Source organism: Halobellus sp. GM3 (genome assembly GCF_052545375.1).
The window spans coordinates 122,704-135,892 of sequence record NZ_JBQWLT010000002.1 but is presented as its reverse complement, the minus strand read 5'-3'; the positions used below and the strand labels follow the sequence as shown (position 1 = coordinate 135,892).

At 62.4% G+C, this 13,189-nt stretch carries 12 protein-coding genes; 7 read left to right on the top strand and 5 right to left on the bottom strand.

The annotated features are described in order from the left end of the window. Nucleotides 1–123: 123 nt before the first annotated feature. The gene (locus ACT3HL_RS03440; RefSeq protein ID WP_445085413.1) at nucleotides 124–705 is read right to left on the bottom strand and encodes a carboxymuconolactone decarboxylase family protein; all 582 of its coding nucleotides are present in this window, start codon (nucleotides 703–705) and stop codon (nucleotides 124–126) included. Between the two features lie 760 nt (nucleotides 706–1,465). Continuing rightward, complete coding sequence (locus ACT3HL_RS03435) at nucleotides 1,466–2,407, bottom strand: DUF7504 family protein (protein WP_445085412.1); 942 nt, start codon at nucleotides 2,405–2,407, stop codon at nucleotides 1,466–1,468. Between the two features lie 226 nt (nucleotides 2,408–2,633). On the opposite strand from ACT3HL_RS03435, the gene glmU reads away from it, so the two are divergent. Further along, nucleotides 2,634–3,836: a bifunctional sugar-1-phosphate nucleotidylyltransferase/acetyltransferase gene (gene glmU, locus ACT3HL_RS03430; protein ID WP_445085411.1), complete on the top strand. Its 1,203-nt coding sequence runs from the start codon at nucleotides 2,634–2,636 to the stop codon at nucleotides 3,834–3,836. A gap of 143 nt (nucleotides 3,837–3,979) precedes the next feature. On the opposite strand, the gene ACT3HL_RS03425 is transcribed toward glmU, so the two are convergent. Then, nucleotides 3,980–4,414: an ArsR family transcriptional regulator gene (locus tag ACT3HL_RS03425; RefSeq protein WP_445085410.1), complete on the bottom strand. Its 435-nt coding sequence runs from the start codon at nucleotides 4,412–4,414 to the stop codon at nucleotides 3,980–3,982. A 128-nt stretch (nucleotides 4,415–4,542) separates the two neighbouring features. Between ACT3HL_RS03425 and ACT3HL_RS03420 the strand changes: the two genes are divergently transcribed. Continuing rightward, entirely contained in the window at nucleotides 4,543–5,145 is a 603-nt protein-coding gene (locus tag ACT3HL_RS03420) for a hypothetical protein (protein WP_445085409.1), read from the top strand. Nucleotides 5,146–5,171: 26 nt separating this feature from the next. Here the strand turns inward: ACT3HL_RS03420 and ACT3HL_RS03415 are convergent, their stop codons facing one another. Beyond that, nucleotides 5,172–6,593, bottom strand: coding sequence for an oligosaccharide flippase family protein (locus tag ACT3HL_RS03415; protein WP_445085408.1), 1,422 nt, complete (start codon nucleotides 6,591–6,593; stop codon nucleotides 5,172–5,174). A gap of 221 nt (nucleotides 6,594–6,814) precedes the next feature. Next, the gene (locus ACT3HL_RS03410) at nucleotides 6,815–7,468 is read right to left on the bottom strand and encodes a DUF7509 family protein (protein ID WP_445085407.1); all 654 of its coding nucleotides are present in this window, start codon (nucleotides 7,466–7,468) and stop codon (nucleotides 6,815–6,817) included. Between the two features lie 94 nt (nucleotides 7,469–7,562). On the opposite strand from ACT3HL_RS03410, the gene ACT3HL_RS03405 reads away from it, so the two are divergent. The 5 genes from ACT3HL_RS03405 to ACT3HL_RS03385 all read left to right on the top strand — a co-directional run bounded on the left by ACT3HL_RS03405 (nucleotide 7,563) and on the right by ACT3HL_RS03385 (nucleotide 13,136). Beyond that, nucleotides 7,563–7,958, top strand: a complete 396-nt coding sequence (locus ACT3HL_RS03405; protein ID WP_445085406.1) for a helix-turn-helix domain-containing protein — start codon at nucleotides 7,563–7,565, stop codon at nucleotides 7,956–7,958. Between the two features lie 198 nt (nucleotides 7,959–8,156). Continuing rightward, complete coding sequence (locus ACT3HL_RS03400) at nucleotides 8,157–9,314, top strand: sugar phosphate nucleotidyltransferase (RefSeq protein ID WP_445085405.1); 1,158 nt, start codon at nucleotides 8,157–8,159, stop codon at nucleotides 9,312–9,314. Between the two features lies 1 nt (nucleotide 9,315). After that, entirely contained in the window at nucleotides 9,316–11,130 is a 1,815-nt protein-coding gene (glmS, locus tag ACT3HL_RS03395; RefSeq protein WP_445085404.1) for a glutamine--fructose-6-phosphate transaminase (isomerizing), read from the top strand. A gap of 114 nt (nucleotides 11,131–11,244) precedes the next feature. Then, entirely contained in the window at nucleotides 11,245–12,102 is an 858-nt protein-coding gene (locus ACT3HL_RS03390) for a glycosyltransferase (protein WP_445085403.1), read from the top strand. A 191-nt stretch (nucleotides 12,103–12,293) separates the two neighbouring features. Further along, a complete protein-coding gene (locus tag ACT3HL_RS03385; RefSeq protein WP_445085402.1) occupies nucleotides 12,294–13,136 on the top strand; it encodes a glycosyltransferase in 843 nt (280 codons plus the stop codon). The last annotated feature ends 53 nt before the right edge of the window (nucleotides 13,137–13,189 follow it).

Sequence of the window (13,189 nt, the reverse complement as noted above, 5' to 3'; positions counted from 1 at the left end):
CTAAATCCGACAACTCAGCAATTGCCGCAGATGCTGAGCTTCATCAGCAGCCTCGGCGTCGCTTCTCGTTCAACAAACTCTAATTCGAGATGGTCGAGACTATCCTCGAATGAGCGTCGAGAATCAGAGGTTTTCGAGATCCCAGCCAACGAATTCTGATTCGACCTCGACTTCGAGAGCTTGGAGGACGCGACTGAGTCCGAGATAACAACCGCTAAGCATTGCAACGCCGAGTATGGTTTCCTCGTCATAGTGTGTGGCAAGCAACTCGTGGGCTTCGTCGTCGATAGTTCCCTCGACTAGCTGGCTCGCGTACGTAACAAGGGCGGCAAATTCCGGTGATATCTCGTCGTGTTGCTCGCGCGAAATAGCGAGGATTTGCGCTGGCTTTAGCCCCTTGTCGAGGCCGACGCGAACGTGCTGGTGCCATTCGTACGGCGATCCGACGTAATAGGAGGTCGCGAGGATAACAACTTCGCGCTCGTGGGGTGAGAGCCCGCAACTCTCCCAAACGACCGTCATAAATCTTCGAAATCCCTCGAGGAGGGGGAGATTGAGACCGAGCGTCCGGTACACGTTCAGCGTCCCGCCCCTGAGCGAATGCCCCCGGTCACCGTCCGTATTTTCCTCGTCAGAGAGGGTGTCAAGCAAATCACGTTTCTCAGATGGCAACTCCGCCGGGTCGACGTGTGAGAATCGCGCCATACGATAGTATTTTCCAGAAGTGATAATATCTTTGCGCTGCCTGTCTGTTGTGGTCCCAGAAGGATTCCCTACGAACGCGAATGGTCTGAGCCAACCGTAGGCAGTTTCTGCCCCAAAATTATTTACTACTTGATATTTAGTGAGTATAATATATTATCTTATAAGATATTTAATCGATGCTGTTCCGGTTCTCGTGTTTCCATACCGCGATCGGAGTTCATGTCAGTGGTATGCATCCCGCAGTGAGTTAGCGTCATCGACGAGAAGTACGGTGTCTTTGTCGTCAGTTTGTCACGGAGATCAAGGAAGAACAAATAGACGATAACGTTATATCTGACTCGCTTAAATTTGGTATTACGTAATTCTCCGGACTGACAGCAACGATCCGCCAGTACTGCTCACCGTGAGCCGGTTTACTGTTTTATCGCCCCAACGTGATCCGGTGATCCACCGGACTCAAACGGTAACTCGTCCTACTGAACTTCACCGCATATGAATCACCTTTACATACGTTAAAATTCATAAATTATATATTTAGTAGTTTAGAGCATTAGTTCGGAAATGAAAACAGAATTCTGCGCTTTATCAGCAGCCGTGGTGCCCCCTCTCGGTCAACAAAACCTAATCCCGTCTGGTCGAGTCTATCCCCGAGACGAGTGATCTCGGGGTAGAACCACGTAGAAAACGCCACAGTTCCACCATTCAATCCGTATCTGAACACTGCCTCGGGATGGTTCCAGAAGCTGGCACGTCCCGCGGACTACGGCAGGTGCAGCGTCCACGTCCCGTTGCCCTCAATCTCGAAGCTGCCGTCAAACAGCGGTCGCAGCGTGTTTATGGTCTGTTCGTCGTGGGCGCGGGGGTCGAGGTGGAAGTGCGCGACGGCGCCTTTCGACGACAGCCAGCCCGTGAGAAGGTGGAGAAACCGAAACACTCGTTCGAGATCGGCCACCTCGAGCACGTCGGAGACGGAGTGAAAACAGACCACCGACTGCCGATCCGAGTCCTCCCACGCCGAGATCCACCTGTTGATCTGCATCCCGATCGACTGCAACTCTCCGGGACCGACCACGGGGTCGACCCGGATCGGCGCGGAGTGATCGCCTCCGGATCGATCGCCGTCAGGGAGGTTCCCGACGGCCTGTGTCGCCGACGAACGCGTGAAACCCTCCACCGTGATGAGTGTGGTCTCTGCCGGGTCGCCGGGCTCGAAATCCCACCGGTCGAGCGGGTCCGTCCCCTCAGGGTCGAGGTCGACGCCGAGGACGTTGGTCCGCTCGAACCCCGCTGTCGCCTCCGCCGTCCCCGTGGCGTGTGCGTCCGACGCGTCCGCTCCCGGCACCGCCGCAGTCAGCAGGGCGTTGCAGGCCGCCTCGTCGTGCCCGCAGTCGGTCGGTGCCAACACGAGCACGTTCGTTCCCGGCGCGAGGTCGCCCCCGCCGGGCGCGTCGATATCGCGGACGGTGACCGGTCGCTCCCCCGTGACCGCGACGTCGTACCCCTCGTACTCAAAGCGGACTTCGGGGTACGGCCTCCGCGCGGCGTCGAACAGAGCGTTCAGCGCCGCGACGTCGACAGTCCGCTGGAGCGGGGTAAGGGCCGTCGAACCGACACCCTGCAGCCACGCCACGGCCTCGATAACGCGGACGCTCGGCGGTGCGTCGGATCCGAACGGGTCCGGTGAGGAGTCGTCACGTACCATTGTCAGCGGTTCCGCCGGCCGGTGTGTTCGTCGCGCTGTTCGACCACACCGCTCTGCGAATACATCACACATACCGTCTATCGGCATAAATGACCCTATCGCGGCCCGTCACCGGGGCACACCCGCATCGATCCGTCCGGCGAGGACCGAGACCGTCCGCGCTCGCCGGGCGCTACGTGGGGGAGCACCGCAGTCCCTATACGCCGCCGGTCCGTCGGTCGATCATATGTACGGAGTGGTGCTCGCGGCCGGACAGGGAACGCGGATGCAGCCGCTGACGGACCGGCGACCGAAGCCGCTGCTGCCCGCCGCAGGCCGCCCGCTGCTCGAACACGTCTTCGACGCCTGCGTCGACGTCGTCGACGAGTTCGTCGTCGTGGTCGGCTACCGGGGCGAGGACGTGATCGAACGGCTCGGCGAGTCGTATCGGGACACGCCGATCAGCTACGTCGAACAGCGGGACCCCGCCGGGACGGCGCACGCCATCGAACAGGCGCGACCGGTCGTCGACGAGCGCTTCGTCGTCCTCAACGGCGACGTGCTCGTTGATCCCGACCTCCCGGCGGCGCTCGCGGCTGCCGAGGGCCACGCGATCGCGACGACCCCAGTTTCGGATCCTCGGTCCTACGGCGTCGCCTCCGTCGGCGACGACGGGTCGCTCGAAGCGATCGTCGAGAAGCCCTCCGACCCGCCGACGAACCTCGCGAACGTCGGCTGCTACGCCTTCGATCCGGAGGTGTTCGAGTACATCGACGACACCGAGCGGAGCGAGCGCGGCGAGTACGAGATCACCGACACGCTCGAGCTGCTGCTCTCGGACGGCCGCGACGTCTCCGTCGTCGAGTACGACGGCCGCTGGCTCGACGTCGGCCGCCCCTGGGAGCTACTGCGGGCGAACGAACTGCTGCTCGCGGACGTCGAGCGCGACGTCCGAGGGACCGTCGCCGAGGGCGCTCGTCTGGAGGGCGCCGTCGTCGTCGAAGACGGCGCGACCGTGCGAGACGGCGTGCACATCGAGGGGCCGGTCGTGGTCAAAGCCGGCGCGGAGGTCGGCCCGAACGCGTACGTTCGGGGCGCGACCACCCTCGGTCCCGACGCCCGCGTCGGCCACGGCGTCGAGGTGAAGAACTCGATTCTCTTCGCCGAGGCGACGGTGCCGCACCTGTCGTACGTGGGGGACTCGGTCTTGGGTCGGGACGTGAACCTCGGCGCCGGCACGAAGGTGGCCAATCTGCGCCACGACGACGCGTCCGTGCGGATGACCGTGAAGGGCGAACGCGTCGACACGGGCCGGCGGAAGCTGGGCGTGGTGCTCGGCGACGCCGTGAAGACGGGAATCAACGTGAGCCTGAACGCGGGCGTGAAAGTCGCAAGCGGCGCCGGGATCGAGCCGGGGGAAGTCGTCTTGCGGGACGTTGAGGGAGAATAATCGACCGAAACGCAGTGAGCGACAGGATGCGAACAACGACCCGAGCGCCGCGTCGAGGTGATCGAGCGGTGGGTGGAAACCTCCGAGTCACTGACAAGCCCACGACTTCAGTCGTGGGTTACTGACAACGCGACGCTAACCGATCACGCGTCGTCGGGCCGCGGCATCTGCTCGACCTCCCGGATCCGCGGCGTCTTCTCGACCGCGCGATACTGCCGCTGCCACGCCTCCCGCGGAAACAACCCATTTGCATCGAACAGGTGGCGCGCCTCGTCGGTGAGCGAGTAGAACTTGTACGGGTAGTCTCGATGTCGCTCCCCCGGAGCGAGCGCGCGCTCGCTGACGACATCGACGTCACGGAGCGTGGCGAGATGTCGACGGATCGAGTCTTCGCTGAGGTCCGGGTTGAGATAGTCCAGCTCCTCGACGGTGATCGACCCTCGCGGATGGCCGACGATGTCGGCGATGATATTCGCCCGCTTCCTGTCGGTCGCCTTCTGCAGCGCCGCCCACGTGTCGAATCCGGCCTCCGAGCCCGTCGCGCCCGCTCGCCGCTCTGCGGTCCCCGTCGGTGTCATACGTCTCTATTGGGGTTCTATCGACATAAACACTCGCACTCAGATTCGGTTAGTACCGCAGTTAATACTGCAATTGATTGCTCTACAAGACCCGAGATTAATACCAAGAGGAGTTCATCGGTCACTCGATGACGCCAGACGACGATGATCGGGGCCCTCGCGACTTCGACGCCGATGCGTTTCCTCCGCAGGACGAACTGATCGCGGGACTGGAGGACGTCACGCTCACCCCGACCGAACACCAGACGATCAAAAACCTCGTGAACGAGGATTTGGACGAGTTGAAAGCCTACGAGCGGCGGTACCTGAACGTCGGCGCGGGCGGTGAGACAGCGGCGACGGCCCGTCGGAAGAGCGTCTACGACCTGCTCGACGCTCGGACGAACCCGCCTGCAGTCGCGTTTCGACTCGAGGATTACGGGTTCACGCCCGAGGAGATCCGGCTGTGGTGTCGCGCGTTCGATATCCTCTGTGGACGCGCGACGCACATCGTCGCCGTCATCGAAGATTTCGAGGGCGGGTACGTGTGGGAGTTGGGGTTGCTGTTCGCCCCGCCGTACCGGGATAAGGCGTGGGTCCTCAAGCGGCGGTACGCCGACGCGGAGACGGAGCGGGCGAAGTACGAAAACGGGATGGCCGCGTCGCACGTCGAACTCCTGCTGACCGGCCCCCGGTGTCACGAGTGGACCGACGCGTCGGAGTTACGGGAGGCGGTCAGAGCGATTCCTTGACATCCTTTCCGGCATGGAGAGCGCGGTCATACCGGACTGTTCTCGAAGACCGTCGACCGGAACGTCGCGGAGATGCCGAACAGGACCAGAAAATACGTCGTCGCCCCGACGGCGACGAGAAGTACCACGGTCGCGAAATTGTGGTTCAGGCTCGTCGCCGTCTCGATGAGAATCTCGGCCGCGTAGACGACAGCCGCCATCGCCGCTCCCGCGCCGAACTGTCGGAGGATCTCGCCGAACGGGATCGCGAAGGCGACTTCCGAACGCAGCGTGAAGAGGGCGACGACGACGCCGACGGCCGCCGAGACCGCCGTCGCGATGGCGGCGCCGACGAAGCCGACCGTCGAGATCAGCGCGACGTTCAACACGACGTTCACGCCGATGAAGGCGGCGTTGATCCGGAACGCCGCCCGCGGTCGGTCGATCCCGTTCAGGGCGTTCAAGAGCTGTTTCTGATAGCCGTACAGCAGCGTGGCCGCGATGAGTATCCAGAGGACGGACGCGCCCCGAACGAATTCTTGCCCATAGATCCGCAGCAGCCGATTCCCGAGCAACATTCCGCCGAGGAGCCCGGGAATGAGTACGAGCCCGCCGTACGTCAGCGAGTCCTCGACGAGCGTTTCGACGGCGTCTCGCTGGCCTTTCGCGTCCGCCCGACTCAGCTCCGGAAACAGCGTCGAACTGATCGCCGAATCGAACAGCGTGAGGAACGTCGCGATGCTCCAGGCGGCGGAGTAGACGCCGACGAGCGAGGGCTGGACGAAGACGCCCAAAAGCAGCACGTCGACGTCGTTGAACGACCGCGACTGGAGCCCGCCGAGCCACGAGAACTTCGCGTACTCGTAGAGGTCCTCGAAGTGTTCCCGAGCGGGCCGGACGAACCGGACGGAAAGCAGCGAGAGCGCGACGACGCCGACGAACACGCTTCCGACCGCGTAGCCGACGAGCATTCCCACGAGCTCGAATCCGACGACGACGAGCCCGATCTGGACGAGGCTCCTGACGGCGATGCCGACCGGCGTGAGCAGCCCCGTGAGGTGGACTTTCCGCTCGCCGTTCAGCGCCGAGTTGGCGACAGAGCCGAACAGCCCCACCAAAAGGAGGGCGACGACCAGCGGGGCGATCGGCTCGCCGACGTAGGCGTTCACCGGGCCCCTGAAGACGACGACGAGCGCGCCGAGTACGAAACCGAGCGCCGCGATGGTGACTGCCCCGGCGCTGGCGTACGCCGACGGGGATTCCCCCTCGCTCATCCGCTTTGTCACTGCCGAAGAGATTCCGAGGTTGCCCGCGAGCGTGAGCCACGCGACGAGCGCGAGGACGAGCGCGTACTGCCCGAGCACTTCGGCTCCGAGGGTCCGGGCGAAGTACAGCGTCGCGACGAAGCCGAGCGCGGAGCCGACGAGCTTCGAGGCGAAGACCGCGAAAGACGTTTGTCCAATTCTCATCGTTTCGGGAGGGCGAAGGCGGTCTGTCGTGGCCGGCCGTTCACGGTGGCTCTATCGTGTTCGACTCAGATAAGGCATCCCAAACCAATCCGTCTCGGTATCGGAGGGAGAAGACGAGTAGCCGATTGTACGGCCACAGAATCTGATTGCCGGGAGTCCACATCAAAGCCCTACCCTCAAGGACCGAGGCGCACAGCGCCGAGGGAGTAGGGTAGGGTAGTTTACAGTTGAGGGAGATCACCGCGCTGTTCCCTGCGAGCGAGATCGCGAATGAATAGGCGAACCTGACGTACGAGGTCCTCGCGATCGGTGTACGAATAGACGCGGGCGTCCCACCGCTCTTGTATCGCTGCGATCATCGCGCTTCGGACGCCGGACTCGTGAGCGAACACGACTCGCTCTGCGTGATCACTTGGGTTGTTCTCGTCGGATGTGCGCTCTCCCTCGCGGTAGATCGCTTCCAATACTGACCCTGCTTCGATTCCCACGCCGAGGTTGTCCCCGATCTTCGGTACAAGGTAGACGATCGCATTACTCGTGAGCGCGAACTCGATACTCTGCGTGGCGGCGTCCATCTCCTCAAGCGGGATATCGATGTCGATCGCGAGAAAGGCGTTCACGCCCGGATCGGTCCGGAGTCGATCTCGAACGTCGAGTAGGAGGTCGAGCACGGCCTCTTGCTGTTCGAGATCGACATCGGCGTCCACGAGCGTCCCGAAATCCACGCTCTCGGGAACGTGCGTCTCGACACGGTCGGCTTCGGTACCGGCCTCGAGAATTTCCTCGACGTCGAACGCCTTGTAGGGTCCCATCAGGTACACGAGAAACTTCGAGTGAGCGAGGTCGCCGAGGCTGTCGATCAATCGATCACGCATTACCGGTCTCTTTCGCCACAGTATATAAAAAACTCTGTTTTCTAATTTCGCTGAGTCAGTAAACACTTATTGACGCGGGCAGTGAAGACAACGTATGGCCGAGACGGATCCTTCAGGACACGGTTCCGGTGACCACCCGCGGTTGCTGCCCGAGCACAGCCTGCTTTCGCTCGAGGAGTATCTCGAGATGCAGCGGGCGATCGGTAACGAGACCCGCTTTCGCATCCTCGACCGGCTCGTCGAGGCCGGTGCGCACAGCGCTGCGGAGCTCCGAGACGCACTCGACGTCGAGTCGAATACCCTGCACTATCACCTAGACGCGCTCGTCGACGTCGGCCTAGTGGAGAACCGCAAACGGAAGGAACCGTCCAGCGACGGCCTCTACTCCTACTACCGGGCGACCTCACTCGGCGAGGGGATCCTCGAACACGGCGTCCGCGAGCTAATGCGAGAGGAGTGGGAGTTGCTGAAGGCGTATTCCGGTGAGTGAGTGTCCGTTTCGTGTGTTCTCCCAGAGAGCAACCATTGAACCGAATCGGACCGGGAACGCAAAACGAACGCGACGGGGTGAACCCGTTCTCTGATTTTCGATATCTTCTCTCTATGAGAGATAACTATCGAGATACCGACCTCCGGAACGAACGATAGACACAAAATATTGAACACACCTCGTCTCGACACTCTTCGTATGAAAGCAGTCGTCCTCGCGGCCGGAGAGGGAATGCGGCTCAGGCCGCTGACTCGAACGCGGCCGAAACCGATGATACCGATCGGCAACCAGCCGCTTCTCGAACACGTCCTCGAAGCCGCCAAGGAGGCCGGCATCGACGAGTTCGTGTTCGTCGTCGGATACAAGCGCGAGCGCATCCAGAGCCACTTCGGCGACGGCGACGACTGGGACGTCGATATCGAGTACGCCGTCCAAGAGACGCAGCTCGGAACCGGACACGCCCTGCTGCAGGCGGAATCCCACGTCGACGGCAACTTCCTCGCGCTCAACGGCGACCGGATCGTCGAGCCGAGCGCCATCTCGGCGGTGATCGAGGAGCGGCGGGAGACGGGCCGGCCCGCGATTGGGGTGACGCGCCACCGGAATCCGGAGAACTACGGCGTCGTCGAATTAGACGGGAGAGCGGTGCGCTCGATCGAGGAGAAGCCGCCCGCACACACCGTCAAGACGGACTACATCAACGCCGGCGTCTACGGGCTCGGCGAGTCAGTCTTCGACGACCTCCGGGAGGCCGAACGCGAGGGGGAACTCGAGATCACGTCGGTCCTGCGGGAGTACCGGGACGCCCTGCGCGCGGTCCGCTTCGACGGCCTCTGGCTCGACGTCTCCTACCACTGGGACACCCTGTCCGTCAACAGCGGGATGCTCGACCGGGTGCCCGCGCCCGTCGCGGAGACGGCGACGATCGACGAGCGAGCGACCGTCGTCGACGGGACCGCGATCGGCTCCGACGCGCGCGTCCGGCCGGGCGCGACCGTGCTCCCGGGAACGGCGCTCGGCGACAACGTCGAGGTCGGCTCGAACGCCGTCGTTTCCAACTCGGTCGTGCTCGCGGACGCGACGATCGGCGACGGCGCGGTCGTCCGCGACTGCGTCGTCGGCGAGAACGCCTCGATCGGACCGAATTCGACGATAGAAGGCGGCGAGGCCGACGTCGTGGTCGACGGGCGCGTCCACGGCGACGTGCGACTCGGGGGCGTCGTCGGCGACAACGCGACGCTGGGCGGCGGCGTGACGGTCGCTCCGGGGACGGTGCTCGGAAACGACGCGCGCGTCGAAACCGGGGCCGTCGTGGACGGCTGGATCGAGACCGACGCGATCGTGAGGAGGGGCTGAGATGTGCGGAATCATCGGCTACGTCGGCAGCGAGGACGCGCTCTCGATCATCCGGGAGGGGCTGGCGAACCTCGAATACCGGGGGTACGACTCGGCGGGGACCGCGCTGTGCGGCGAGACAGTCGACGTCTACAAGCGAAAGGGGGAGCTGTCCGCACTCGAGGGCGTGCTGCCGTCGAGTTCGACGGCGACGACCGGAATCGGCCACACGCGGTGGTCGACCCACGGCGAGCCCACGGACGCGAACGCGCACCCGCACACGAACGAATCGGGCGACGTCGCCGTCGTCCACAACGGGATCATCGAGAACTACGACGAACTGAAGGCGGAGCTGGAGGCGCGCGGGCACACCTTCGCGAGCGAGACCGACACGGAGGTCGTCCCGCACCTCGTCGAGGAGGAACTGGAGTCTGGTCGGAGCCTCGTCGACGCGGTCTCCGCGGTCGTCGACCGGCTGGCCGGGAGCTACGCGCTCGGCGTGGTGGCGGCGGGCCACGAAGGGGTCGTCGCGACGCGGAACGGGAACCCGCTGGTCCTCGGTCACGCCGAGGACGGGACGTTCCTCGCGAGCGACGTCCCGGCGTTCGTCGAGCACACGCGGCGCGTGAGCTACCCCGAGGACGGCGACGTCATCCATATCACCCGGGAGGGGGCGACCGTGTACGCCGACGGCGAGGAAGTGGATCGGGAGGTCATCGAGGTCGACTGGGACGCCGAAGCCGCGGAGAAGGGCGGCTACGAGCACTATATGCTCAAAGAGATCCACGAGCAGCCTAGGGCGCTCAGACAGACCATCTCCGGGCGCATCGACGAGGTGCAGGGCGAGGCCGACTTGGAGATCGACCTGCCGACGGAGTATCTGAACTCCTTGGAAGAGATTCAGTTCGTCGCCTGCGGGACCTCCTATCACGCCGCGCTGTACGCCGCGAAACTGCTGGAGGAGTACGCCGACGTGCGGGCCTCCGCGGAGATCGCCTCCGAGTACGAGTTCGACGGCGGCCGCGACCCCTGGCGGACGCTCGTCGTCGCCGTGACCCAGAGCGGCGAGACCGCCGACACGCTGTCGGCGCTGCGGCGGGCCAAGCGGGCGGGGGCGCGAACGCTCGCGGTGACGAATACCCTGGGCAGTACGGTGACGCGGGAGGTCGACGATACGGTGTTCATTCGGGCCGGTCCCGAAATCGGCGTCGCGGCGACGAAGACGTTCTGCTCGCAGGTCGCGACGCTGGCGCTACTGAGTGTGTACGTCGGCCGCGAGCGCGGGGCGATGTCGTCGGGAGACGCTCGGGAGTTGCTGTCGGATCTCCGCGGGCTGCCGGGCGCGGTGCAACAGGTGCTGGATCGCGAAGAACAGGTGCGTGTTGCGGCCGAAGAGTACGCCGACGGCGACGCGTTCTTCTTCATCGGGAGACGGCTCGGTGCGCCGGTTGCGCTGGAGGGGGCGCTGAAATTGAAGGAGATCTCCTACGACCACGCCGAGGGATTCCCTGCGGGGGAGTTGAAGCACGGTCCGCTGGCGTTGGTAACCTCGGAGACGCCCGTGCTGGCTGTGTTGACGGAGGGGTCGAATGCGGACGAGACGCTGAATAACGTGAAAGAGGTCGAGTCTCGCGGTGCTCCGGTGATCGGGTGTGCATCTTTGTCGGTGGACGCGGAGAAGTACGTCGACGAGGTGTTCGAGGTTCCGGAGTTGGGGGAGTTAGAGTCATTGGTGGCGAACGTGTACTTCCAGTTGTTCAGCTACCACGTGGCGAATCTGAAGGGACGGTCGATCGATAAGCCGCGGAATTTGGCGAAGAGCGTGACCGTGGGGTAACGATTGTGATCCGGTCTTTAGCCCTTCTGGACTGACAATCTGTGGATTTGTTTCTGCGAAAAGCGCTACGGCGTACCACAAGAGGTATGTTCAAATGGAGGATTTTTCCCATCGATGCGCGTCTCCGTCGTCATCTGTGCCCACGATCCTGATCTATTCGAGCATCTGCAGGAGGCGATTGAGAGCGTCCTGAACCAGACGTACAACGACGTCGAGACGGTGGTCGTCGTCGACGGAAGCGACAAACTCGCCGCGCTGGTGGCGGAGGCGTACGGTGACAATGAGGACGTGCTACTCCACCAGAACGAGACGAACCGTGGACTATCGCGAAGCCGAAACGCCGGTATCGATCGGAGCACGGGCGAGATAGTGGCATTTCTTGACGACGACGCAGTCGCGCGATCGGACTGGATCGAGACGCTCGTCGACACGTACGAGCGTCGGGACGCGATCGCCGCCGGCGGGCGGATGGCCCCCCGGTGGGTCGCGGGCGAACCGTCGTGGCTCCCACCGGAGTTTTACTGGCTCGTCGGCGTCACGCACCGCGGTTTTCCCGAAGAAGAGTGCGAGGTCCGGAACACGTTCGGATCGAACATCTCCTTCAGGCGGGAGGTGTTCGATGAGATCGGTGATTTCGATCCCGACCTCGGCAGGCACGGTGACCGACAGATCCAGGGCGAGGAGACCGAATTCGCCGCGCGGATGTACGACGCCTTCGGGAAACGAGTCTGGTACAACCCCGACGCGGTCGTCGAGCACAAGATATTCGACTACCGGACCGATCCCCGATGGCTCCTCGAACGCGCGTTCTGGCAGGGGTACTCGAAGCGCGTCCTGGTTGGGGCGGGGAACCTATGCGGGATCGTTGCGACTCATTCGTTCGCGTCGATAGCGGCGTCCGCGGCGTGTGGGAAATATATATGGGATTGTCGCGACCTTCAATTACGAAGCCAAAATAGGAGGAGAACGTAATGGTCATCCCCTCGAATCGAAAACTGAGTATTCTATGGCTTCGACCGTCTACCGGGGAAAACGTAAGTACTCGTCGTACTCGAATCGCAGAACATCTTCGAAATCGGTCGATATCAGTAACGTTCCGGAACGTGAGCACTTCTAGTCCGTTATCGGATCTCAAGGCACTCACGTTCGGCGATCACGACGTTGTGATCGCGAACGTCAGATTACCCCTTTACGTGAGCTATCCGTTCGTCGAAATCCTTCGAAAACCGTTCATTGCCGATGTGAGTGATCCAATTTCCCAGATTTCAGACCTTCCGAATTCTCTCTATCGAACGCTCTATCGATACGAATGGTGGATCCTCCAACGATCAGATATGGCTATGTTCGCCGAGACCGAGTCGTACGAGGCTGCTCGAAGTCGAGGAATCGATGCCGTTCTGGCGAAGAATGCAGTCAACTACGAGATGTTTTCTGATCCATCCACTGATGTCGTCGATTTCGCACGTCACGAACTCGAAGCTGCCGGAGTGGAGCTCGGTTCGCCGATCGCAATCTATCCCGGTAGCTTCTCCTCAGTCTATCACATTACCGAGACGCTCGCCGCTGCAGAGATAGCCGAAGACTGGGAGTTCGTCTTCATCGGTGAGAGAGCCCAGCAGGACGCCGTCGAAGAAGCGGCAGAACGGAAGTCGAACGTGTACTATCCGGGATCGTACGCACACGATCGAGTTCCCGGATTTCTCCAGCATGCCGATGTCGGATTCTGTCTGGTCAACATCGAACGACCACTGAAAATCCTCGAATACGGTGCAGCCGGACTTCCAGTACTCGGTATGCCGGGCGATCTCCAGAAAGAATTCTCCGAAGATCAAATCTGGTTCGTCGAACCGACTCCCAAAGAGATCGCTGGCGGACTCAAACGGATACAGAACAACCCCGACAAGGCGAATCAGCGGTGTGAAAACCTCCGAAAGACCGCGAGTGAAAACAGCTGGAGTGCGGTCGCAGATATGTATCTCGAGGCCATTCGAAAAGTTGTCGAATGACGATAAACTATGACGAGTCGATGCGAGTATATAACTCCCGGAACAATCACGGC